The sequence below is a fragment of the Bizionia paragorgiae genome, assembly GCF_900107625.1.
GTDB lineage: Bacteria > Bacteroidota > Bacteroidia > Flavobacteriales > Flavobacteriaceae > Bizionia > Bizionia paragorgiae.
This window is the reverse complement of record NZ_FNQK01000003.1, coordinates 1-24,881: the sequence shown is the minus strand read 5'-3', so window position 1 is coordinate 24,881 and position 24,881 is coordinate 1. Positions and strand designations below refer to the sequence as shown.

Below are 24,881 nucleotides of genomic sequence, written 5' to 3'. Positions count from 1 at the left end.
TTTTAGGAGGGAAAAATAATAACACTGTCACTTTGTCACCATCATTAAATAGCCCTATATTTGCAAACGGATTAAATCTGAGTATTTGAATACATACTTATGGAAAAAACAATAGACGAAACAAAGCAAGGAGAGACTCTTGTTTTAAAACATAAAGAAGAAAACACAAAAAAATTATTTATTGAGAGTTATGGCTGTGCTATGAATTTTAGTGATAGTGAGATTGTGGCTTCTATTCTTACAAACGAAGGTTATAATACAACACAAAACCTTGAAGACGCCGATCTTGTATTAGTCAATACCTGCTCGATAAGAAATAAAGCCGAACAAACGGTTAGAAAACGTTTAGAGAAATATAATGCTGTTAAACGAACCAATCCGAAAATGAAGGTTGGAGTTTTAGGCTGTATGGCAGAACGTTTAAAAAGCAAGTTTTTAGAAGAGGAAAAAATTGTAGACCTTGTTGTTGGGCCCGATGCCTATAAAGACCTCCCAAACTTACTCGCAGAAGTAGAAGATGGTCGTGATGCGATTAACGTGGTACTTTCTAAAGATGAAACTTATGGTGATATTTCGCCTGTGCGATTAAACACTAATGGGGTTAGTGCTTTAGTATCAATTACACGAGGTTGCGATAATATGTGTACCTTTTGTGTCGTGCCTTTTACACGCGGTCGAGAACGCAGTAGAGACCCACAAAGTATTATAGAAGAAATTAACGATTTATGGACTAAAGGCTACAAGGAGATTACCTTATTAGGTCAAAACGTTGATAGCTACCTTTGGTATGGCGGCGGATTAAAAAAGGATTTTGTTAAAGCTTCAGACATGCAAAAAGCAACCGCTGTAGACTTTTCCAAACTACTTTCTATCTGTGCAGAAGCCCAACCAGGAATGCGCATCCGATTTTCAACTTCGAATCCGCAAGACATGTCCTTAGACGTGATTAAAACCATGGCGAAGTACGACAATATTTGTAACCATATTCATTTACCGGTACAAAGTGGTAGTAACCGCATTTTAAAAGAAATGAATCGCTTACACACAAGAGAAGAATACTTCACTTTAATCGATAACATTAGATCTATTATTCCGGACTGTGCGATATCTCAAGATATGATTGCTGGTTTTCCTACAGAAACTGAAGAAGACCACCAAGACACGCTATCCTTACTAGAATACGTAAAATACAACTTTGGCTATATGTACACCTACTCTGAGCGACCGGGAACTTTAGCAGAGCGCAAACTAGAAGACGACGTGCCGGAAGACGTAAAAAGCAGACGCTTGAGTGAAATTATAGACCTTCAACTTAAGCATAGTGAATTTAGAACGCGTCAAAACCTTGGAAAAACAGTTAAGGTTTTAGTAGAACGTGAGTCTAAAAAATCTAAAGACCATTGGTCTGGTCGCACCGAACAAAATATTGTAGCTGTTTTTCCAAAAGCACACTATAACGTTGGTGATTTCGTAAATGTAAATATTACAGATTGCACTAAAGCCACCCTTATTGGTGAAGCTATAGGGCTTTCTTCAAACTAATTAAATATGAAAAAAATAGTATTCCTTTTAAGTTTAGCAATAGCTTTTACAAGCTGTAACAATGAACCGCTAGATCCTGATATTATTATTGGCGCTGAAGACCCTTTTACGCCTACAAACCCTGGAACACCAAGTGATGACTTAACTTTAGCAACTTATTCTTATAATGTAGATGCTCAAGTGCCCTTTTTCGGAACAATTACTACCGATTCTGATTTTACATTTACAAACGGAAAAGCATCAGCAATTACCACTGAAGCTTCTTTTCTAGGTACAACATCTACCACACAAACAGAAATCGTAACCAATGCTTCTAATCAGGTTACCGACTTGCTGTCTTATGAAGGCAGTACCCTAACAAATGAAACGCTTATAGCTTACGACGGACAAAACATCTCTCAAATAGTATATAATTTTATTGAGGATGATACAGAAGATTACACGTATACCTTTACATATAATGCTAACATCGCAACGCGAACCGATGCAGATAATGGTCAGACCACAGAATTTGAATTTGATGGCAACAACAACCTTATAAGAAAGGAAACTTTTGAAAATGGTGTAAGCTTACAAAAAGAGACTCTTAGTTATTTACCTAATGGTAATTGTGCGAGTTCTACAATGACAGGAGAAACAGAAACCACAGTAACCTATGCTTACGACACCTTTACAAACCCTTTAAAACAAGGGTTTAGCAATCAATATTTATTAAGTCTTTTTAACGACGATTACGATTCTCAAGCGGGTAATATTATCGCTCAGTTTCACGGCGTAAATAATTGGATAGCAAGCACCACTCCAGAAGGGACTTTTGAATTTACTGTTAATTATATCGCTACCAATAGAATATCAACTAAAAACAGTTTTGTAGATTTAGGCGAAGGAGCCACAATAACACAGTCTGAAGTTTTTAATTATATGAATTAATTTTAGTTCGTTATGGAATCTATACAAGCAACAAAGCAACGTTTTGGGATTATTGGAAATAGTCCGTCATTAAACCGAGCTATAGAAAAAGCAATACAAGTGGCTCCTACAGATATTTCTGTTTTAGTCACCGGAGAAAGTGGTGTTGGAAAAGAAAGCATCCCAAAAATTATTCACTCCCTATCTCATCGTAAACACGGAAAATATATTGCCGTTAACTGTGGGGCTATCCCAGAAGGAACCATAGACAGTGAATTATTTGGCCATGAAAAAGGGGCTTTTACTGGCGCTACCCAAACGCGTTCTGGTTATTTTGAAGTGGCCGACGGAGGAACCATCTTTTTAGATGAAGTTGGAGAACTTCCCCTAACCACTCAAGTGCGTCTTTTACGTGTGTTGGAAAATGGAGAGTTTATAAAAGTAGGATCTAGTAAAGTACAAAAAACAAACGTACGTATTGTAGCTGCTACAAACGTGCAAATGTTTGAAGCTATAAAAAACGAGAAGTTTAGAGAAGATTTGTATTACAGACTAAGTACTATCGATATTCATCTCCCTCCGCTTCGCGACAGACAAGAAGATATTCATTTGTTATTTAGAAAATTCGCTAGCGATTTTGCTTTAAAATATAAAATGCCGACCATAAAATTAACAGACGATGCTGTTAATATTTTACTTAAATTTAGATGGAGTGGTAATATTAGACAATTGCGAAATGTTGCCGAACAAGTGTCTGTATTAGAACAAAACAGAACAATCACAGCCGATACCTTAAGACACTATTTACCAAGTGGAAGTCCTAGTCTACCAGCTGTTGTTAAAAACACGAAATCTGAAAGTGACTTTAGTAGTGAACGCGAAATTCTCTACAAGGTATTATTTGATATGAAAGCTGATTTAAACGATTTAAAAAAGCTGACTATGGAATTGATGAAAGCGGGTAATACGAAGGATGTTCAAAAATCCAACGAAGGACTTATAGATAAAATCTACGGTAACACTCAAGATACAGAAGATTATGAAGAAGCTCTAGAAGACCTTCAGATTCTAGCTATTCCGCAGAAACCTAAAGAAGAGGAAACCGTTGTTACTACCGATAAGTATCATTTTGCTGAAGAAATAGAAGAGGAAGAAACGCTTTCTTTACACGATAAAGAATTAGAACTTATTAAAAAATCATTAGAGCGTCACAACGGAAAACGTAAACTTGCTGCCGAAGAATTAGGTATTAGTGAGCGTACATTATACCGTAAAATAAAACAATTCGATTTATAAGTCGTCAGACTATTTTAACCTACTCCTAATTGTACATTAGGTTTTTATAACGCTATGAAATACGTAAATTATTTATTATTACTAGTAGTCACAGTAACAACAGTAAGTTGTGGTGCATACTCTTTTACTGGTGCCGATACCGGTGACGCTAAAACGTATCAGGTAAATTATTTTCAAAATAATGCGGTTTTAATAGAACCCGGTTTGGAGCGTGATTTTACAAACGCCCTTGCCGATCTTATTCAAAACCAAACCAATCTAAGCTTAGTAAGCTCTAATGGTGATTTAGTTTACGAAGGTGAGATTACCGAATACCGTATTTCTCCAACCACAGCAACCGCAAATAACACAGCCGCTCAAAACCGACTAACTATAAGTGTTAACGTGCGCTTTTACAACAAAAAGAAAGAAGATGAGGATTTTGAAAGAAAGTTCTCATTTTACTATGACTATAATGGTAGTGCGCAATTAGTAGGCAGCACTAAAACAACAGCTTTCGAAGAGATATTTGAACGTATTACCCAAGACGTTTTTAATGCCTCGTTAGCAAACTGGTAAATAAAATGAATACTTCAGAGTTTACATATTTATTACAAAACCCCGCTAAGGTTAACGCCCCGCAAACCGATGCGCTTAAAGGGATTATTAATACCTTTCCGTATTTCCAATCCGCTCGCGCCTTATATTTAAAGGGTCTTAAAAATGCCGATAGTTTTAAATACAATCAGGTTTTAAAAACAACTGCCGCCTACACTACTGACCGTAGTATTCTTTTTGATTTTATTACCTCGGATGACTTTGAGCAAAATAAGATATCAGAATTTATAAAACACCATAAGCTAGATATTAGCGATGTGTTTGTAGCCACTAATACTGCAACTAAAAAGACGGATAGCAAAGGGTTTTCAGACGAAGAACTCCAAGAAGAAATATCAAATACCACACAGGTTTTAGATGCCGATTTTTTTCAACCTGTTAGCAAGTCAGAAAAAGAGGCATCAGCAGTAGAAGGCAACGAAACCGCGACAACGGACAATGTAACAGCTAAAAAATCAGCAGACACTGATAGTCCGGAAAAAATATTAAATCTTGGCGAACCGCTTAAGTTTAATAAAAACGAAACACATTCTTTTAATGAGTGGTTAAGCCTATCTAAATTCTCTCCTATCGACAGGGAAAACGAAGCTGTTTCGCAAGAAAAAACAAGCAATAAAGTTGAAGAAGCCCCTATAGAAACGGAGAAAAAAGAAGAAAATTCCGAATCTTTGGATAAAGCTAAAAAATTCGAGTTAATCGAGCAATTTATCGCCAAGAAACCAAAGCTAAAAGCTCCTGCTACCGGCACTTCCCATCATAATATTGCTCAAGCACAAATGATTCAGCCAGAAGCCTTAATGACTGAAACTTTGGCTAGAATTTATGTCGAACAAGGCAATTATAAAAAGGCAATTCAATCTTATAAAATTTTAATTTTGAAATATCCAGAAAAAAGTGGTTTCTTTGCAGACCAAATTAAGGCAATAAAACAATTACAAGAACAAAATAACAAACAATAATGGGAGTATTTACAATTTTTTTAATACTTATAGTCGTAGTAGCTTTTCTACTAGTCGTAGTAATAATGGTACAAAACCCTAAAGGAGGTGGTTTATCTTCTTCTTTTGGAGGTGGAGGAACACAACAGTTAGGTGGTGTTAAAAAAACAACCGATTTCTTAGATAAAAGCACATGGACACTTGCTACTATTTTAATTGCGTTAATTTTATTATCTAACGTAGCTATTAACCGTACTGGTGGAGCGACAGAATCTAGAGCTTTAGATACTTCTGAAGTTATCGAAACTTTACCAACAACACCTGCTACACCAGCAGCAACCGAAGAAACATCTACAACGACTGAAGAGTAAAAAAAAACTCTTTTATATATTACAAAATGCCAACTTTATAAGTTGGCATTTTTTGTTTCTGAAAGTTTGTCAGTTCCCATCTATTGGCACATTTTTCGCTTAATTAGTTCTATACAAATTTAACCTAATTAATAAAAAATATAAACAATGAGTAAAGTAAACATCAAGCCGCTAGCAGATCGCGTTTTAGTAGAACCATTACCTGCAGAGACTAAAACAGCTTCTGGATTATTTATTCCAGATAGTGCCCAAGAAAAACAACACAAAGGGACAGTTGTAGCAGTAGGAAATGGCAAAAAAGATGAGCCTTTAACCGTTAAAGTTGGAGACACAGTACTCTACGGAAAATATTCTGGTTCAGAACTTAAATTAGAAGGTAACGACTATCTAATAATGAGAGAAGAGGATATTATGGCAATAATCTAATCCTGATTATTCCAAACACAAAAACAATTTATTAATATTTTAATTATAGTAAGCGCAAACCAAATAACACAGCGCGACTATAAACAGTATAAAAATTAAACAACATGGCAAAAGATATAAAATTTGATATTGAAGCTCGCGACGGATTAAAACGTGGTGTAGATGCATTAGCAAACGCAGTTAAAGTAACTTTAGGACCTAAAGGAAGAAACGTTATTATTGGACGTTCTTTTGGTGCTCCAGTAGTCACTAAAGATGGGGTTTCGGTTGCAAAAGAAATCGAACTTGAAGATCCTTTAGAAAACATGGGCGCTCAAATGGTAAAAGAAGTTGCTTCTAAAACCAATGATTTAGCAGGAGACGGTACAACTACCGCTACTGTTTTAGCTCAGGCAATTGTAAAAGAAGGTTTACGCAACGTTGCTGCCGGTGCAAACCCAATGGATTTAAAAAGAGGAATCGACAAAGCGGTTACAGCGATTGTTGAAGACCTTGGAAAACAAAGTAAAGAAGTTAAAAACTCTTCAGATAAAATAAAACAAGTCGCTTCTATTTCGGCTAATAACGATGAGCTTATTGGTGATTTAATCGCTAATGCTTTCGGAAAAGTAGGAAAAGAAGGTGTTATCACTGTTGAAGAAGCTAAAGGAACAGATACTTATGTAGATGTTGTTGAAGGTATGCAGTTTGACAGAGGCTACTTATCTCCATATTTTGTTACCGACAGTGAGAAAATGATTACCGATTTAGAAAACCCTTACGTCTTACTTTACGATAAAAAAGTATCGACAATGAAGGATTTACTACCGGTATTAGAACCTGTAGCACAATCTGGAAAACCCCTATTAATTATCGCTGAAGATGTGGACGGGGAAGCCTTAGCTACATTAGTAGTTAACAAATTACGTGGATCATTAAAAATCGCTGCTGTTAAAGCACCAGGATTTGGAGACCGTCGTAAAGCTATGCTAGAAGATATTGCTATCTTAACTGGAGGTACTGTTATTTCTGAAGAAAGAGGATTTACTCTTGAAAACGCAACTTTAGATATGCTAGGTACTGCTGAACGTATCACTATCGATAAAGACAACACAACTATTGTTAATGGTTCTGGAGATAAAGACATGATTAAAAACCGTGTAAACCAAATTAAATCTCAAATAGAATCAACAACTAGTGATTATGATAAAGAAAAGCTTCAAGAACGTTTAGCTAAATTAGCTGGTGGTGTTGCTGTACTTTATGTAGGTGCTGCTTCTGAAGTGGAAATGAAAGAGAAAAAAGACCGAGTTGATGATGCTTTACACGCAACTCGTGCTGCTGTAGAAGAAGGTATTGTTGCTGGTGGTGGTGTTGCTTTAGTAAGAGCGAAAGCTGTTTTAGCAAAACTGACAACAGAGAACTTAGACGAAACAACAGGAGTACAAATCATAGCACGTGCTATCGAATCTCCTTTAAGAACTATCGTAGAAAATGCAGGTGGCGAAGGTAGTGTCGTTGTAGCAAAAGTTATGGAAGGTAAAGGTGACTTTGGTTACGATGCTAAATCTGAACAGTATGTAGACATGCTTAAAGCAGGAATTATCGATCCTAAAAAAGTAACGCGTATCGCATTAGAAAACGCGGCGTCTGTTGCAGGAATGATTTTAACTACAGAGTGTGCACTTGTAGACATTAAAGAGGATGCTCCAGCTGGAGGCGGAATGCCAATGGGTGGAGGTATGCCAGGAATGATGTAATACCAAATCACATAAAATATAAAAACGCTTCTAGACCTCTAGAAGCGTTTTTTTTACCTTTTAATCTAATTAATTCTAGCTAGATTTACACTGCTAGTGCAAGCCATTTATCGCGGTCAAACGCAGTGCTTCTACAAATAATAGAGTGCAAACCCTTTGGAATTTATAGATATCAAAACGAATTTGTGTTATTCTTTATGATCATCGATCACTTCCTCATCGCGGTATTTACAGCAACCATGAATCGACGCATAAGCTTCATCCGAAGCTTTTAGGTGTTCGGTATCATGCCCAACAGCCGCAATGTTTTTATGAATCTCATTGAGGTTCGTTTTTTCTTCATTATAAATTAGCTGTAATTCATGGGTTTTAACATCCCAAATAGCCGACTTTACGCCTTTAGTTTTAAAGCACGCTTTTTCAATTCTGTTTTTACACATACCGCAAACACCATCAACTTCTATGGTTGCTTTTGCATTTTTGTTTTGTGCCATTGTTGTTAAGCCCATAAATAAAAAGAGGGCTAATGCTACTATTTTTTTCATTTTAAATTATGTTTATTGTTTCAAAATCATGAAACTTATTAATTAATCTGTTATTGTATTTTAAATCGTAATCCTGCATAATAATTAGATCCGTAAATAGGACCATATACAAAAGTGGTATCAAAATACGGTCCAAAAGGATCATCGCTACCAAGGATAGGATTATCTTGTTGTACATTCGTAACATTCTCACCTCCTAAATATACTTCAAATTTCGGAGAAAAAACCTTAGTCACTTGCACATTTAAAGTCCCCACCGATGGTGAATATTCGGAAAGTTGGTATAATGAAGGGTTGGTAGCTGTAGAAGAAAAACGTTGTTTTCCTAACCAATTATAGGTCGCATCAAACTTCCAATGTGCACCACTCCCCGCTTGAATAGGCGTTTCATAGGAGGCATTAGCAAAAAAGCGATGTTTAGGAACCAATGGTTTTTCTAATTTTCCCGAACCATATTGTGTTTGTACGTCATAGTACTTATAAGCTAATCGCGTATCGAAGCCTTCGAACATATTATAATTAAATTCGACTTGAAAACTATTCGCATAGCTATCACCTACTAAATTATAAAAACTAACAACTTGCGGGTTTTCAAAATCGACCACCACCTGATTTTGAAAATCTGTTCTGTAATAATCGATAGTCACATCTGCTTTTCTAGAAAACACATTAAACCCTTGTAAAAACGAAATCCCATAATTCCATGCAATTTCAGGATCTAAACCATATAATTCACCACCTGCATTTACGATATTAATCGCTCTTGACGTTGCAAAGACACTTTGATTTTCGGCAAAAATACTAGCACTTCGTTTTCCTCGACCAAAAGAGGCTCTTAGTGCCGATTTCGCCCAAGGAGAATAGCGTGCATGTACTCTTGGTGTAATAAAAGTCCCCAACACATTATGCGTATCTACACGCAGTCCGGCGGTAATATTAATATCGTCCAAATTATCAAACGCATACTCAAAAAATGCTCCAACCGAGGTCTCTGTTCGTCCGTAGTCACTAGCATTCACCATTTCATTATAGTGATCATAAGTATAGCTTAATCCCGTTTTAAATTTACTTCGGGAATCTCCAATAATAGAGTTATACATCGCGTTAGAATACAGACTATTCTGTTTTATATTGTAAGTATTCAATCCAAAATAAGATTCTTGATTATGGCTGCTAAATGCCGCTTGCACGCCTATACTCTGCCACGGTATTTCGGGGTTAACATAGCCCATTTTTGCCGACACTTCATACCTTTCCGTATCTATTTCACTCCCCCAAGAACGCGTTGTCCCTTTATCGGTTTCCGGGTTAAAATCCAATTGGCCGGTTTGCTTTTCATCATTTAAATACTTCAAATTTATAAAACTTACAAAGCCTTTTTCGGGATTGGTATATTGCCAGCGGTTCATAACATTAATTTGATTATAAATAGGCATATCTAAAAACCCATCATCATTAACATCGTGCTTTTCATTGTGGGTATTCCCATGTAAATACACACCTGTATCCCATTTCTCACTCAATTTTGTATTAAAATGTGTGTTTAATTCCAAACGTTGGTTACTTGCTCCATAGACATTTACAAACAACCTATCATCGGTAGAAGGTTTTACAAGTTCTGCATTTATTTGTCCTGCAATACTTTCAAAACCTGTCACTACCGTCCCTGCGCCTTTTGTGATTTGTATACTTTCCACCCAAGTCCCTGGAATAAAACTTAAACCAAAAGCTTGAGATGCCCCACGAATAGATGGAATATTCTCGGTGGCTATTAATAAATACGGACTGGTTAATCCCAACATTTTTATCTGTCGCGTCCCAGTTACCGCATCGGCAAAGTTTACGTCTATAGACGGATTGGTTTCAAAACTTTCGGAGAGGTTACAGCAGGCCGCTTTTAGCAACTCTTTACTACTTACGGTAAATGTATTGCTCGCTTTTAAATAGGATTTTGAAGTGGCTTGCTTTCTAGACGTTATCATTACTTCTTCCAAATCTCTTGTGGCCTCTAAAACATGTCTTACATTTTTAGAAGAAGAAATGGTAAGCGTATCGGTTTTAAACCCTACATAACTAACAATTAATTTTTTATACTCTTTAGTATATGGAATTGTAAAATTCCCGTCAAAGTCGGTTGTTGTACCAACAGTGGTATTCAACCAATACACATTGGCACCGAATAGCGGTGTTGACTTATTTTTTTGATTGGTTTCTAAAATTGTTCCTTTAATTTCATCTTGCGCTAAAGCAATAACAGGAAACATTAGTAGAATATATAATAGGTATTTCATTGATATAGATACTTTTCATTAAATTTACGTTCTGTTTTATTATAAATCCATACCCAGACAGCCCTTTTAAACAGGTCATTAAGCGACTTGATAAACTGTATTAATCTGGTATAAATCTATAGCGGATAAAGCCATATCTCAAGTACTTTAGGATATGGTTTTAATAGCAAGAAATCAAATCAAGAATGTATCGTTGAGTAATTGTATGTCTACAATTATGGTAGGCGGAACATAATTAGAATAAGCAGTAAGTTCTAATACCCTTTCTTCAGAATATAAAACACTAAGACGTGGTAGCTGAGCAAAAAGAACCGGTTGTTCCAGGTTAATAGTATCGCTATTATTTAAAGCAAGCACATGTTGCCCTTGAACTACAGCAACATCACTTTTACAGCAACCTATTTTTATAACTAGAGCAGGATCCTTTTTAGGGCTAGTGCCTGCACAGTGTTTAGCATCAGAAAATATAGAGACATCTACTAACACCTCACCACAAAATTGTTTTTCAATAGTAAGAAACACCGTAGAAAATAACACTAAAATAGCGAGGAGAATAGAAAAGCCCTTATGTATCACTTGCTTAATCACCACACAAAACTACAAAAACAAAATGGCTAATTCATAAGTTTATAGTCCGACTTGAAAAAAAATAGTTTTTTAAGTATTAAAATTGTAAAATGCTACCGCATTAAGAACTTAAATCAACATTGTTAGAAACAACCTAAATTAAAGATTAAAATTATTTGTAATTAGCATTAAAAAAAATGTAAGGATAAATTGAATTACAGACTTATATTTTACGAAAAGTGCTTTCACTTAAATTATTAACAGTAGATTATTATTTATAGGATTTGAAAGGTTGAAATTAAGCCTTTTTAAATACTTTTACCAAAATTTTTATACTTATCATGTTCGACACCTTAAAAGCTAAAGTAGAAACTATTGTTTTACAACAAAACACAACATTAGACGACAAACTCTTGGAGATCTGTACGCTCTTAGAAGCCAACATATCACATTATGATTGGGTTGGTTTTTATTTTAAAAATGGAGATAAAAACGAATTAAAACTCGGCCCTTATGTTGGCGAGCCTACCGATCATGAGATTATTCCTTTTGGAAAAGGTATTTGCGGACAAGTTGCTGTGAGTAACGAAAACTTTGTGGTTCCCGATGTCGCTGCGCAAGACAATTATATTGCCTGCAGTATTACTGTGAAGGCAGAAATAGTAATTCCTATTTTTGTAAATGGTGAAAACATAGGGCAAATTGATATTGATTCTAGTACAGCAGATCCATTTACAGAAGCTGATGAACGCTTTTTAGAATTTGTATGTTCTAAAGTATCAGAACTATTACAAGCCTCATAACACTGTTAACAACTAGACTATTTAGTTAAAAAACACTTTAAATTTTTATTTCAATTAAAGCGCTAAATCCGTATATTTGACCGCTTATTAACACAACTACAATGAGCAACAACAAAACAATTAAATCTGCATTAATTTCTGTATTTAGCAAAGACGGTTTAGAACCGATTGTTAGAGAATTAAACGCACAAGGTGTCACTATATATTCTACTGGTGGAACCGAAAAATTTATTACTGATTTAGGAATTAAAGTCATCCCTGTAGAAGACGTAACCTCATACCCTTCTATACTTGGCGGACGTGTAAAAACATTACACCCTAAAGTTTTTGGAGGTATTTTAAACCGTCAAAATCACGATGGTGATGTTAAAGAAATGACGGACTATGACATCCCTCAAATAGATGTTGTAATTGTAGATTTATACCCGTTTGAAAAAACGGTAGCTTCTGGAGCTCCAACTCAAGATATTATCGAAAAGATTGATATTGGAGGTATTTCATTAATTCGTGCGGCGGCAAAAAACTATGCTGACGTTATTTGTGTGTCTTCGGTTAATGATTATGCCGAATTTTTAGAATTAATCACCGATAAAAAAGGTAACTTGACAGAAGCCGACAGAAAACGCTTTGCAGCCAAAGCTTTCAACGTATCGTCTCATTACGACTCTGCTATCTTTAATTATTTTAATACGACAGAAAACATTCCTGCATTAAAATTATCGGAAACAGAAGGTAAAGTACTTCGCTACGGAGAAAACCCTCATCAACGTGGCTTTTTCTATGGAGATTTTAACGAAATGTTTACTCAACTTCACGGAAAAGAATTAAGCTACAACAATTTATTAGATGTTGATGCGGCTGTAAACTTAATGGACGAGTTTAAAAACGATGCACCAACATTTGCTATTTTAAAACACAACAACGCTTGCGGATTAGCGCAACGTGACACACTTTTAGAAGCCTATAATGATGCCCTTGCTGGCGATCCTGTTTCTGCTTTTGGAGGCGTTTTAATTTCAAACTCTGAAATCGACCTAGCTACTGCCGAAGAAGTTCATAAATTATTTTGTGAGGTGGTAATTGCACCTGCATTTTCTACTGAAGCAGAAGCCTTATTAAAAGGAAAAAAGAACAGAATCTTATTGGTTTTAAAAGATGCTGAATTGGCTCAAACCACAGTAAGAACGTGTTTAAACGGGGTATTAGTTCAAGACAGAAACACAATTACTGACAAAAAAGAAAACACCACTAAAGCAACCGAAAAAGCGCCTACAGACGCTGAGTTAGACGATTTAATCTTTGCTTCTAAAATTTGTAAGCACACCAAATCGAATACCATTGTTTTAGTAAAAAATAAGCAATTGTGTGCTAGCGGTACCGGACAAACAAGCCGTGTAGATGCCTTAAACCAAGCGATTCATAAAGCACAATCTTTTAAATTTGATTTACAAGGTAGTGTGATGGCTAGTGATGCATTTTTCCCTTTCCCTGATTGTGTGGAAATCGCTAAACATGCCGGAGTTACTGCGGTAATTCAACCAGGAGGTTCTATAAAAGATCAATTAAGTATCGATTATTGTAATGACAATAATGTGTCGATGGTATTTACCGGAACACGTCATTTTAAACACTAAGAAGACCCTTAAAATAAATTTAAAAGCTCCGGTATAAAACTGGAGCTTTTTTTATGCCTACAAATGAAATAAAACCCTAAAAAATAAGTTCTATTACTGAAATAATTGAATATTCAAAATTTAATAAAGAAGTATAAGCAATTAAGCGCTTTTTTTTCTTTACTTTTAGTACTTTTACAACCTCGTAACTTCGAGACTGATAATAACTTCAATAATTACAAATAAAGCATGGGTTTTTTTGATTTCCTGACAGAAGAAATTGCTATAGATTTAGGAACTGCAAACACGTTAATTATACACAACGATAAAGTTGTTGTAGATGCACCGTCTATTGTCGCTCGCGATCGCATTTCTGGAAAAATAATTGCTGTTGGCCAAGAGGCTAATATGATGCAAGGTAAAACGCACGAAAACATAAAAACAATTAGACCATTAAAAGATGGTGTTATTGCTGATTTTGATGCTTCAGAGCAGATGATTAGCATGTTTATTAAAAACATCCCTGCGCTTAAAAAGAAGTTATTCACTCCTGCTTTACGCATGGTTATTTGTATCCCTTCAGGAATTACTGAAGTAGAAATGCGTGCGGTAAAAGAAAGTGCAGAACGTGTTAACGGTAAAGAAGTGTATTTAATACATGAGCCTATGGCAGCCGCTGTCGGAATAGGCGTTGATATTATGCAGCCTAAAGGAAATATGATTGTCGATATAGGTGGTGGTACTACCGAAATCGCTGTGATTGCTTTAGGAGGTATTGTTTGTGATAAATCTGTAAAAATTGCAGGTGATGTATTTACAAACGATATAATCTATTACATGCGAACGCAACACAACCTTTATGTTGGGGAGCGCACCGCTGAAAAAATTAAAATACAAATAGGAGCTGCCACAGAAGATTTAGATCTTCCACCAGAAGATATGAGTGTTCAAGGACGTGATTTATTAACTGGAAAGCCTAAACAAGTACAAATCTCTTACCGTGAAATTGCAAAGGCTTTAGACAAGTCTATTTTAAGAATAGAGGATGCTGTTATGGAGACCTTATCACAAACACCTCCAGAATTAGCTGCCGATATTTATAACACAGGGATTTATTTAGCCGGTGGAGGTAGTATGCTTCGCGGCTTAGATAAGCGTTTGTCACAAAAAACAGACTTACCTGTTTATATCGCCGAAGATCCTTTAAGAGCTGTTGTTCGTGGTACTGGTATCACCTTAAAAAACCTCGCTAAATACAAAAGTATACTGATAAAATAAACCGTCACAATTAAATGCAACAAATAGTAAACTTTATAATTAGAAACAAATCGTTTCTACTGTTTCTATTGCTTTTTTTAGTGTCTTTGGGTTTTACTATTCAATCACATTCGTTTCATAAAAGTAAGTTTATTAACTCCGCTAACTTTTTAACTGGTGGCGTTTTTAATATGTCGAATACTGTTAGTGATTATTTTGGACTTAAAAAGCAAAATAAACTACTCCAAGAGGAAAACAACACTTTAAAATCTTTGCTGTACAATGTTAAAACCGAAAATGACACGGCTTTTATAGACAGTACGCGGTTTAACAAACCCTATCGTTTTATTCCTGGGCAAATAATTAGAAACAGTTATTCTAAAACAAATAATGTTATTTTAATAAATAAAGGAAAAAACGACAGCTTAAAACAAGATTTTGGAGTGATTACATCCAAAGGTATTTTAGGTATTGTTGATAAAACGAGTGCAGATAATGCAACCGTGCTATCGGTGTTAAATACAACCACACGAATTAGTGCGCAGTTAAAAAAAACCAATCATTTTGGAACCATTTCTTGGGATGCCAAATCACCAAAATACATCCAGCTAACAGAGATACCACAAATTGCACCTGTAGTTATCGGGGACACGATTATCACCTCCGGTCGTTCGGCTATTTTTCCTAAAGGTGTACCTGTAGGCACCGTCGCTAAATTTAATCTCGATACAGCAGAGAACTATTACGAAATAACCGTTAAGCTGTTTAATGACATGACTAATTTAGAACATGTTTACGTTATAGAAAACACAAATAAAAACATCCTTAAAAACCTACTTAACAGAAATGACTAATATCTTATCTGTAAATACCGTACGTTTTGTTGTGTTACTACTATTACAAGTTTTAATATTTAGCAATATTAACTTCTTGGGGTATATTAACCCTCATGTTTATATTTTATTCATTCTGTTATTCCCAGTGAAAAACAACCGAATGACCATTATTTTTTTAAGTTTCCTCATAGGATTGAGCATCGATATGTTTTTAGATACAGGAGGTATAAACGCTGGTGCTTCTGTGTTAATAGCCTATATTAGGCCGGCGGCATTAAAGTTTAGTTTTGGCGCACTTTACGACCATCAATCTATTAACTTTAACACCACAGAATTAGGTCAAAATATCACGTATATTTCTATACTTACTGTCATCCATCATTTTACTTATTTTACCCTAGAAACATTTAACTTTTCTAAAATACTTTTAATACTTCAAAACACGTTATACTCGAGTATATTCACTATACTACTCTGTGTTTTAATAACTATAATTTTTAGTAGAAAGAAAAAGAAATGAGACAATTTTTACTTTTTATATCTGTAGTAATTGTTGGTTTACTTTTTACTGCCAGATTGTTTTACCTTCAAGTGTACGCTTCGGATAGTTACAGTTTGTACGAAGATAATGCCATCCGAAAAGTTTATAAATACCCTAAACGCGGATTTGTTTATGATAGAAACGGGGAGCTCCTCGTTGCTAATCAGCCCTCTTATGATGTCATGGTTATTCCGCGAGAAGTCAAACCATTAGACACATTAGAGTTTTGCCAATTACTAAAAATAGATAAAGAGCAATTTAATAAACAATTAGAAAAAGCTAAGAACTACTCCTACCGCTTACCTTATGTTTTTGTTTCACAGCTCTCTAAAGAGGACTACGCCATTTTACAAGAGAAAATGCGTAAATATGAAGGGTTTTATATTCAAAAGCGATCGTTAAGGCAATACGAAACGACTATTGGCGCCAATGTTTTAGGAGATATTGGAGAGGTTAACAATGCTATAATTAACAAAGACCCTTACTATAAAATGGGGGATTTAATAGGAAAACAGGGGGTTGAAGCCTCTTACGAGGATATATTACGAGGAAAAAAAGGAATTCAATTTATCCAAAAGGACCGGTTTAACCGTAATATCGCGCCGTATAAAAATGGAACCTACGATACCTTACCCGAACCCGGAAAAGACATAACGATAACTATTGACGCCAAACTACAGGCTTATGGCGAACTGTTAATGCAACATAAACGCGGTGGTATTATAGCTATAGAGCCACAGACGGGTGAGATATTAGCTATGATCTCTGCTCCTACCTACGACCCCAATGCTTTGGTGGGACGTAAGCGTTCAAAAAACTTTACAAAATTATTCTATGACACCATTGCAAAACCGCTATTTAATAGAAGTTTACAAGGGGTATACGAGCCTGGCTCTCCCTTTAAATTATTAACAGGGCTGATTGCTTTGCAAGAAGATGTTATAGACACTTCAGAAAAAATAACCTGTTATACCGGTTACAAATACGGTAACCGATTTATGAAGTGCCACTGTGCTTCTGGAACAAGAAATGATATTATAAGTGCTATTGAAAAATCGTGTAATGCCTATTTTGCATCGACTTACCGACGTATTTTAGATAAGAACGGAAATGCTTCTTTAGGTATCAATCGATGGAGTGACCACCTTAAAAGTTTTGGCTTAGGTAATTTCTTAAATAATGATTTAAATGTAGGGCAACCTGGACGTGTTCCCGATCGTGAGTATTATCGTCGTATATACCCTAACACCTTTTACTCTACCTACACCATTTCTAACTCCATTGGCCAAGGGGAAGTAGCAACCACGCCAATACAGCTCGCTAATGTTGTTGCTGCCATAGCCAATAGAGGTCATTATTTTACGCCTCATATTATTAAATCGATATCAGGAGATACCATTCCTTCAAAATACAAAACACCAATACATACTACTATTGATAAAAAACATTTTGATCCCGTAGTGGAAGGCATGTTTGAGGTGTATAACAAAGGTACAGCGAGTTCCTTAAAAGTTGAAGGGATAGACATTTGCGGAAAGACTGGTACAGTAGAGAATTTTACAAAAATTGATGGTAAGCACACCCAACTTACAGACCACTCTATATTTGTGGCTTTTGCTCCAAAAGACAACCCGAAAATAGCGATCGCTGTTTTTGTGGAAAACGGGTATTGGGGAAGTCGATTTGCTGGAAAAATTGCCAGTTTAATGATCGAAAAATATATTAAAGGCACAATTTCAAGAACCGATTTAGAACATTGGCTACTTACCCATAGTTTAGAAGACGAGTACGCTAAACCTTACTCTGGAGAACCTTTTGGAATAAACAGGCAAGCAAAGTTACAAGTTATACCAGTCGATAAAGAGGCCTTAAAAATTTACGAAGACAATAATAAGAAGTTATAATTCATGTTAAGAAAAACCGACAGACATTTTAAATTTGACTGGATTACTATTATTTTGTTTTTCTTGTTGGTTGGCTTTGGGTGGCTAAATATTTTATCGGCGTCACATACCGGTGAAACTTTAGACTATTTCAATTTTCAAGACCCATACAGCAAGCAACTCATTTTTATAATGCTATCGGTCGTTTTAATAATTATAACGTTATCTATCGACGCCAAATTTTACGAACGGTTTTCGAGTATCATTTATATGGTCGCCTTACTCTCCCTGGTGGGGGTTTTTATTTTCGGAAAAACCATTAACGGAGCGACTTCTTGGTATAATTTAGGCGTGATGACCTTTCAGCCTAGTGAGTTCGCAAAAGCCGCCACCGCCCTAGCTGTAGCAAAATACATTAGTGATTTAAATACCGATTTAAAATATTTCAAGGATCAACTAAAGGTCTTTATTATTATTGCTATTCCGGCCATTTTAATTTTACTTCAAAATGATACGGGAAGCACCTTGGTATACGCTGCTTTTTTCTTTGTTTTATATCGCGAAGGCCTACCAACAATATATTTAATTAGCGCCCTACTTGTTATAATCATTGCTATACTGACTTTAAAATTCGGTATCATTATCACGACGATAACTGCTGTGGTGTCTGTTTTAGCCTATCATTTTACGCGACGTAAAAAACCGTCTATCATACAAACAACACTCATTATTCTAGCGGCAATTTTATTTTCATTTGCAATACGTTATGCTTACAATACTATTATTCCTGCCCATCAAAAGGATAGAATTAGTATTTGGTTACGCTTAGAAAAGGACCCCTCAGAATTAAGAAAAATGAGACAAACGGTAGCCTATAACCTTAACGAATCGGAAAAAGCGATTAGCTCTGGAGGATTCTCAGGAAAAGGGTTTCTAGAAGGTACACGAACTACCGGTAAATTTGTTCCAGAACAACACACCGACTACATTTTTACTACTGTAGGTGAAGAATGGGGCTTTATCGGTACCTTTGGAGTGGTTTTAATCTTTGTCTTATTAATCATACGTATTTTACACCTTTCCGAACTTCAGAAATCACAATTTAGTCGTGCCTATGGCTATGCGGTGGCTTCTATCTTCTTTATTCACTTTATGATTAATATAGGGATGGTAATGGGTTTAATACCGACTATCGGAATTCCCCTTCCCCTATTTAGTTATGGAGGTTCTGGACTTTGGGGCTTTACCATTTTACTCTTTATTTTTATAAAGTTAGATTCGAATAAAATTAATGAGTGGTAAACTAAAGGCACAAAAAAAACCTTAAGGTTTCAAGCTTAAGGTTTGTTTAATTATAATCAGACTCTTATTTAATCTTTTTTATTTAATTCTAATTTTTCTGCAAAGTAGTCACAAAAGTCTTTCATTGTTGCAGCCATCTTATCGTCTTGTGTTGCACGTTGAAAAGTTGTACTCATTGCCACTAAAGTTTGATGAAAAAACACTTTCATCTCATCTACGGGCATGTCTTTAGTCCACAAATCGATACGTAACGATTCCTGAGCACTACTGTCCCAAACAGACAACATTAATGCTTTTGCCTCTTCATTAGAAATTCCTCCATCTTTCGCTGTCCAATTTAATTTTTCTGGAACGCGATTCTCATCTAATTCAACATTTAAAATGATTTCAGATTTTATATTTGCCATTATCTACTTGGTTTAAATTTTGCGTTATTAAAAATTTCATCGCTACTTTTATTCAAGAGTTGATTAAAAGTAACCTCATTATTATCCATATAAGACTTTACGATTTGCCAACCTATATATTGCCCCAATTTATCAGGTGACTCGTTATCTATCGCCTCCAAATAAAACTTAGAAAAAGGTGCTGAGTTAATAAATCTATTAGCCAATTTTGTATCGGTACTAAAAAGCAGTTCGCGATCTACAAAATAACTCCATATATATAATTCATTAACTTTTGCCCACTCCAGCTGTTCTGGAGTATAGCTAATTTTCTGTGAGTCTGTTTTAAAAGGAATAACCTTATCTTTAAAATACAGTATTTTCCCAGAATAAATCATATCATCTAATAGGCGTTTTCGAGACCCTTGAAAAATAAATTTTTCGGCATACTGTTCGGCCATATCGACCACCATTAGGTCGCGATTAAAATCGGCTCTTAAATAGTCTTGAATGCCTTGATAAAAATAATGATCAGACCCCAAATAAGTATCCAATGAAATTAAAGTAATGGTATCGGTTACTATTACTTTATTCCTATGATCTACACTTGATGTAGTTGTAATAACACGAGGGGTTTTAAATTGAGGAAAGTAATATTTGAGGTGTTTAAACAACTGTTTAATTTCGTCTTCTTCTGAATCTATAGACGGAAAAGCCTTTACTGTTTCTCTACTTAATTCTTGTTGAATAGTATCTTTTAGTTGTTCTAACCAAAAGGAGTCATCAAACTTTTCCGGAAACATAAAAGGGTACTTTGCCTTTAACTCAGGCAAATTCTCTTCAGAAGCTTCACTAAAAGCCACATCAAAGCGTTCGATATTTAAATCTATTTCTATCTTATCTATTGCCTGCGCTTCCTTATCCTCTTTATTACAAGAAAAAACAAAGAGCAAAGTAAAAAGGATGTACGGATATACTTTCATCTTAAACTTAGACGCTGTTAATTTTTATTAATTAAGTGTTTCGTTTACTTTTGTGTTGCAAAGGTACTATTCTTTGTTATAAATTCTCTAATAATGCAAACAGAAAAAGTAGTTAAACATATCGTAAAATGGTTAAAAGATTATGCTAACAACGCCCATGTAAATGGTTTTGTTATAGGAATTTCTGGCGGCGTAGACTCGGCCGTAACCTCAATACTTTGTGCAGAAACAGGACTAGACGTGCTGTGCATTGAAATGCCTATTCATCAAGCCGAAAGCCACGTCTCTCGCGCTCAAGAACACATTACTTTTTTAAAGGAGAACTATTCTAATGTTAGCGCTATACGAACCGATTTAACCCCGGTTTTCGAAGAATTTAAAACAGAAGTCTCTCTTCAAGGCAAACAGGCCACGGTAGATATGGCATTAGCAAATACACGAGCGCGACTACGCATGACTACGCTATACTACTATGCGGGACTAAAGGGCTTACTTGTTGCGGGAACCGGTAATAAAATTGAAGACTTTGGCGTTGGATTTTACACAAAATATGGTGATGGCGGCGTCGATTTAAGTCCGATTGCCGACTTAATGAAAAGCGAAGTGTATGCCATAGGAACCTATTTAAAAGTACCTGCATCCATTTTAAAAGCAGCGCCTAGTGATGGCTTGTTTGGTGATGCCCGAAGTGATGAAGATCAAATAGGAGCTTCGTACCCAGAATTAGAATGGGCAATGACTCAAGATGAGAATGGCAAAACAGCATCCGATTTTTCTGGTAGACAACGCGAAGTCTTTTCTATATATAAACGTTTAAACACAGCCAACCAACACAAAATGGTGCCAATTCCAATTTGTGATATCCCAAAAAATTATAAGTAATAATAAGTTATATCTAAAAAAAAGGTATCTTTACTACGCTATTATTCAAATATTTATATGATTACCTCTAATTAATCATATCTAAAACTTTATTATTATGGTCAAACTATTGGTAGTTGATCAACATCCTGTCCTTAGAAAAGGATTGGAATTGATATTCGCTCCATCCCGCGAGATTAAGCTTATGGGATCGGTTGGAGACGGAGAAGCTATATTCGATTTTATAAAAAAAACTAGTGTAGATGTTATTTTAACCGAGATTGATCTACCAAAACTAAACGCACTCACCGCATTAAGGCGATTAAACAAAGAATTCCCAAAGATTAAAGTTATTATTTTTAGTGCGTTACCAGAAGGGGTTTACGCCTTAAGTTCTATAAAGGCCGGAGCTTATGGTTTTATACCTAAAACCATAGATGTCTTATCGCTTAGCGATGCCATAATTAAAGTTAAAAATGGCGGTATGTTTTTAAGTGATACTATTGCCAAGCGCCTGTCTCAAACTTCTAAGTCTAAAAACAATGATGCCTTTTATAAGAAGTTATCGACTAGGGAGGTTGAAGTTTTAAAACTATTATCTATTGGTAAGCGAAATAAAGAAGTTGCCGAGGAACTTTCTATTAATGAAAAAACGGTAAGCACTTACCGTTCACGATTAATGAAAAAACTAAACGTCACTAATTTAGTGGACTTAATAACCCAAGCTAAAAATATAGGATTATAACACGCGATTCAGCTTGCGCGACAATAAAATCTTTAACCCGTAATAATCTTTCACTTCTTCAAGAATATTCCTATTCACTTCATTTTTATTCTGAAATGTTTCGGCTTGAAAACCTTTTACTTTGCGATCTATTAAATGGCATCGTAAACTTAGAATGGTCTCGCTAACCAACTGAGCGACGGTTTCACTTTTACTTTTAGGAAAAATATCCTTACGTTCCCAATCGGACAGGGAGTGACGTTCGTCTTCCATTAAAATAGAAGTCACATCTTGTGCCATATCCTGATCGACAGCATTAATAAACGTGTCGACTTTAAAATCGGGGTTTTGATTTAGGATATCTATAATTTTAAAATATAAGGTTTTAAATTTAGTATTAGAAAACTCCATTTCATCTTCTTGTAAGTCTAAAAATATTTTTTCAAATACTTTTACTTGATGCTTAACAGGTTCTAATTCTAAATCTCCTTTATCATTTTCTTTTAAAATAAGGTCTTCAAAGTCTTCTGTTCTATTTCCGTACAGTAATAGTAATTCGATAATTTTTCGTTCTAATATGTACTGAACATCTACTTTTTGCGGCGGCTCTTCATTTTTAATTACATCAAAAGCTCTCGGGTCGTTATTATAATCTGGCGTTGCCTCTTTCGTGTTTTTATTGTTTAATTGCGCTAGAGAACTAAACAACACCTGCTCGCTAATATCCATAATTCGCGCGCACTCTTGAATATAAATTTCTTTCTTTATACGATCTGGAATCTTGGAGATACTATTCATAATATCTCTAATCGTATCTGCCTTTTTTATAGGGTCATTTTTTGCTTCTTCATATAAAACAGAAGCTTTAAATTGAATAAAGTCTTTAGCATTTTCATCCAAATACGTTTTCAATTCACTAAGGGTATTCTGTCTAGCAAAACTATCGGGGTCATCTCCTACCGGAAAAGTACACACCCTAACATTCATTCCTTGTTCAAGAATTAAATCTATTCCACGAAGCGATGCTCGCATTCCCGCTGCATCACCATCAAAAAGAACTGTAATGTTTTTGGTTAAACGATTTATTAACCGAATTTGATCGCTCGTTAATGCTGTTCCGGAAGAGGACACGACATTATGAATTCCCGTTTGGTGAAATTGGATCACATCGGTATAGCCTTCTACCAAATAACAATTATCTTCTTTTGCAATGCTTTGTTTAGCGTGATAAATACCATAAAGTACTTTGCTTTTATAGTATATTATACTTTCTGGTGAGTTTAAATATTTTGCTGCTTTTTTATCATTAGTTAAAATACGTCCACCAAAGCCCAAAACACGGCCACTCATACTTTGTATAGGGAACATCACACGGCCTTTAAAGCGGTCGAATCGTTTCTCTCCCTTTACTATAGTCAAGCCCGATTGCTCTAAAAACTCAAGTTGATAGCCTTTTTTTAAAGCTTCATCAGTAAAGCCCTGCCACTCATCAAGGCAGTAACCCAGATCAAATTTCTTAATCGTCTCGTCGGTAAACCCACGCTCCTTAAAATAGCTTAATCCTATCGCTTTACCCTGATCTGTTTTATGCAAGGTGTTTTGAAAATACTTACTAGCATACTCACTAACCAAATACAAGCTTTCCCTATTATCTTGAGCTATTTTTTGCTCATTAGATTGTTCGGTTTCTTCAATTTCAATATTATACTTCTTCGCTAAGTATTTAATCGCCTCTGGGTAGGTAAAGTGCTCATGCTCCATTAAAAAAGCAACCACGTTCCCACCTTTTCCACTAGAGAAATCTTTCCATATCTGTTTTACTGGAGAGACCATAAAACTAGGAGAGCGTTCATCACTAAAAGGGCTTAAACCTTTATAGTTACTACCAGATTTTTTTAACTGCACAAAATCACCAATAACTTCTTCGAGTCTGGCAGTTTCGTAAACTTGATCTATGGAGGCTTTAGAAATCAAAAAAAATAAGGTTTTAGAACTGCAAATTTAAGTATTTATTTTTGTTAAATCATACTTAATAAAGCTACATTACATGAAACCCTTTCCTCTATTTTATAGATTTATTTTTATATATCCCGTTTAAATCAACCTATAATAAATTGCTCATAATTATCATCTATTAACTTATCCCCATAAAAAAAACCTGAACATTACTGTTCAGGTTTTTTTGTTTATTCTATCAGATATTCGTTTTGCTTTTAGCGTTTTAATGTAAAGTGTGCTTTAAAGCTTTTCTTATTATCTGTTCCTGGCTCTCTGTAGTCTACAGTAAACCAATAGTCACTTGTTGGCATTGGGTTTCCGTTATACGTACCATCCCAACCTGCTCCTGTTGGACTTAATTGTTTTAACAGTTTTCCAAAACGGTCGAAGATAAAGATCTTAGCATCTGGCTGATTCTCGATGCCATAGATATTCCATGTATCGTGGTAACCATCATCGTTTGGTGTGAAGTA

24 protein-coding genes are annotated in these 24,881 nt (G+C 35.4%); 17 read left to right on the top strand and 7 right to left on the bottom strand.

Annotated elements, in window-relative coordinates; genetic code table 11:
• The first annotated feature begins 99 nt into the window (after positions 1-99).
• The 8 genes from miaB (at position 100) to groL (ending at position 7,818) form a co-directional block, all read left to right on the top strand.
• Complete coding sequence (gene miaB, locus BLV64_RS02565) at positions 100-1,542, top strand: tRNA (N6-isopentenyl adenosine(37)-C2)-methylthiotransferase MiaB (protein WP_092132056.1); 1,443 nt, start codon at positions 100-102, stop codon at positions 1,540-1,542.
• A gap of 6 nt (positions 1,543-1,548) precedes the next feature.
• A complete protein-coding gene (locus tag BLV64_RS02560; RefSeq protein ID WP_092132054.1) occupies positions 1,549-2,472 on the top strand; it encodes a hypothetical protein in 924 nt (307 codons plus the stop codon).
• Between the two features lie 12 nt (positions 2,473-2,484).
• Entirely contained in the window at positions 2,485-3,747 is a 1,263-nt protein-coding gene (locus BLV64_RS02555) for a sigma-54 interaction domain-containing protein (RefSeq protein ID WP_092132052.1), read from the top strand.
• 54 nt (positions 3,748-3,801) lie between these two features.
• Positions 3,802-4,305: an LptE family protein gene (locus BLV64_RS02550; protein ID WP_092132049.1), complete on the top strand. Its 504-nt coding sequence runs from the start codon at positions 3,802-3,804 to the stop codon at positions 4,303-4,305.
• A 5-nt stretch (positions 4,306-4,310) separates the two neighbouring features.
• On the top strand, positions 4,311-5,303 hold the full coding sequence (locus BLV64_RS02545; protein ID WP_092132046.1) for a tetratricopeptide repeat protein: 993 nt from the start codon (positions 4,311-4,313) through the stop codon (positions 5,301-5,303).
• Complete coding sequence (secG, locus tag BLV64_RS02540; protein ID WP_092132043.1) at positions 5,303-5,653, top strand: preprotein translocase subunit SecG; 351 nt, start codon at positions 5,303-5,305, stop codon at positions 5,651-5,653. The genes BLV64_RS02545 and secG overlap by 1 nt, the downstream gene beginning before the upstream one ends.
• A 147-nt stretch (positions 5,654-5,800) precedes the next feature.
• A complete protein-coding gene (locus tag BLV64_RS02535; protein ID WP_092132040.1) occupies positions 5,801-6,079 on the top strand; it encodes a co-chaperone GroES in 279 nt (92 codons plus the stop codon).
• Positions 6,080-6,183: 104 nt separating this feature from the next.
• On the top strand, positions 6,184-7,818 hold the full coding sequence (groL, locus tag BLV64_RS02530) for a chaperonin GroEL (RefSeq protein ID WP_092132037.1): 1,635 nt from the start codon (positions 6,184-6,186) through the stop codon (positions 7,816-7,818).
• 188 nt (positions 7,819-8,006) lie between these two features.
• Here the strand turns inward: groL and BLV64_RS02525 are convergent, their stop codons facing one another.
• From BLV64_RS02525 to BLV64_RS02515, 3 genes are all read right to left on the bottom strand, one after another.
• Positions 8,007-8,363, bottom strand: a complete 357-nt coding sequence (locus tag BLV64_RS02525; RefSeq protein WP_092132034.1) for a heavy-metal-associated domain-containing protein — start codon at positions 8,361-8,363, stop codon at positions 8,007-8,009.
• 50 nt (positions 8,364-8,413) lie between these two features.
• Positions 8,414-10,654: a TonB-dependent receptor gene (locus BLV64_RS02520; protein WP_092132031.1), complete on the bottom strand. Its 2,241-nt coding sequence runs from the start codon at positions 10,652-10,654 to the stop codon at positions 8,414-8,416.
• 174 nt (positions 10,655-10,828) lie between these two features.
• Positions 10,829-11,230: an HYC_CC_PP family protein gene (locus tag BLV64_RS02515; RefSeq protein WP_143034125.1), complete on the bottom strand. Its 402-nt coding sequence runs from the start codon at positions 11,228-11,230 to the stop codon at positions 10,829-10,831.
• Between the two features lie 332 nt (positions 11,231-11,562).
• Between BLV64_RS02515 and BLV64_RS02510 the strand changes: the two genes are divergently transcribed.
• The 7 genes from BLV64_RS02510 (at position 11,563) to rodA (ending at position 19,456) form a co-directional block, all read left to right on the top strand.
• A complete protein-coding gene (locus BLV64_RS02510; protein WP_092132025.1) occupies positions 11,563-12,024 on the top strand; it encodes a GAF domain-containing protein in 462 nt (153 codons plus the stop codon).
• A gap of 101 nt (positions 12,025-12,125) precedes the next feature.
• On the top strand, positions 12,126-13,658 hold the full coding sequence (gene purH / locus BLV64_RS02505; protein ID WP_092132022.1) for a bifunctional phosphoribosylaminoimidazolecarboxamide formyltransferase/IMP cyclohydrolase: 1,533 nt from the start codon (positions 12,126-12,128) through the stop codon (positions 13,656-13,658).
• A gap of 228 nt (positions 13,659-13,886) precedes the next feature.
• Positions 13,887-14,915 carry a rod shape-determining protein gene (locus BLV64_RS02500; protein ID WP_092132019.1) on the top strand — a complete coding sequence of 343 codons (1,029 nt, stop codon included), beginning with the start codon at positions 13,887-13,889 and terminating at the stop codon, positions 14,913-14,915.
• A 14-nt stretch (positions 14,916-14,929) separates the two neighbouring features.
• The gene (gene mreC / locus BLV64_RS02495; RefSeq protein ID WP_092132016.1) at positions 14,930-15,748 is read left to right on the top strand and encodes a rod shape-determining protein MreC; all 819 of its coding nucleotides are present in this window, start codon (positions 14,930-14,932) and stop codon (positions 15,746-15,748) included.
• Complete coding sequence (mreD, locus tag BLV64_RS02490; RefSeq protein ID WP_092132013.1) at positions 15,741-16,250, top strand: rod shape-determining protein MreD; 510 nt, start codon at positions 15,741-15,743, stop codon at positions 16,248-16,250. Before mreC ends, mreD begins: the two co-directional genes overlap by 8 nt.
• Positions 16,247-18,175, top strand: coding sequence for a penicillin-binding protein 2 (mrdA, locus tag BLV64_RS02485; RefSeq protein WP_092132010.1), 1,929 nt, complete (start codon positions 16,247-16,249; stop codon positions 18,173-18,175). Before mreD ends, mrdA begins: the two co-directional genes overlap by 4 nt.
• A 3-nt stretch (positions 18,176-18,178) precedes the next feature.
• Positions 18,179-19,456, top strand: coding sequence for a rod shape-determining protein RodA (rodA, locus tag BLV64_RS02480; RefSeq protein WP_092132008.1), 1,278 nt, complete (start codon positions 18,179-18,181; stop codon positions 19,454-19,456).
• 68 nt (positions 19,457-19,524) lie between these two features.
• Here rodA and gldC read toward each other — a convergent pair whose 3' ends face one another.
• Both gldC and gldB read right to left on the bottom strand, forming a co-directional pair.
• Positions 19,525-19,863, bottom strand: coding sequence for a gliding motility protein GldC (gldC, locus tag BLV64_RS02475; protein ID WP_092132005.1), 339 nt, complete (start codon positions 19,861-19,863; stop codon positions 19,525-19,527).
• Positions 19,863-20,825: a gliding motility lipoprotein GldB gene (gldB, locus tag BLV64_RS02470; RefSeq protein WP_092132003.1), complete on the bottom strand. Its 963-nt coding sequence runs from the start codon at positions 20,823-20,825 to the stop codon at positions 19,863-19,865. Before gldB ends, gldC begins: the two co-directional genes overlap by 1 nt.
• A 93-nt stretch (positions 20,826-20,918) precedes the next feature.
• Between gldB and nadE the strand changes: the two genes are divergently transcribed.
• A complete protein-coding gene (nadE, locus tag BLV64_RS02465) occupies positions 20,919-21,707 on the top strand; it encodes an NAD(+) synthase (RefSeq protein WP_092132001.1) in 789 nt (262 codons plus the stop codon).
• 97 nt (positions 21,708-21,804) lie between these two features.
• Positions 21,805-22,431, top strand: a complete 627-nt coding sequence (locus BLV64_RS02460) for a LuxR C-terminal-related transcriptional regulator (protein WP_092131999.1) — start codon at positions 21,805-21,807, stop codon at positions 22,429-22,431.
• On the opposite strand, the gene dnaG is transcribed toward BLV64_RS02460, so the two are convergent.
• Positions 22,426-24,384 carry a DNA primase gene (gene dnaG, locus BLV64_RS02455; protein ID WP_092131997.1) on the bottom strand — a complete coding sequence of 653 codons (1,959 nt, stop codon included), beginning with the start codon at positions 24,382-24,384 and terminating at the stop codon, positions 22,426-22,428. The genes BLV64_RS02460 and dnaG overlap by 6 nt on opposite strands.
• A gap of 239 nt (positions 24,385-24,623) precedes the next feature.
• On the bottom strand, positions 24,624-24,881 hold a 258-nt coding region (locus tag BLV64_RS02450; RefSeq protein WP_143034124.1), incomplete at its 5' end, for a T9SS type B sorting domain-containing protein.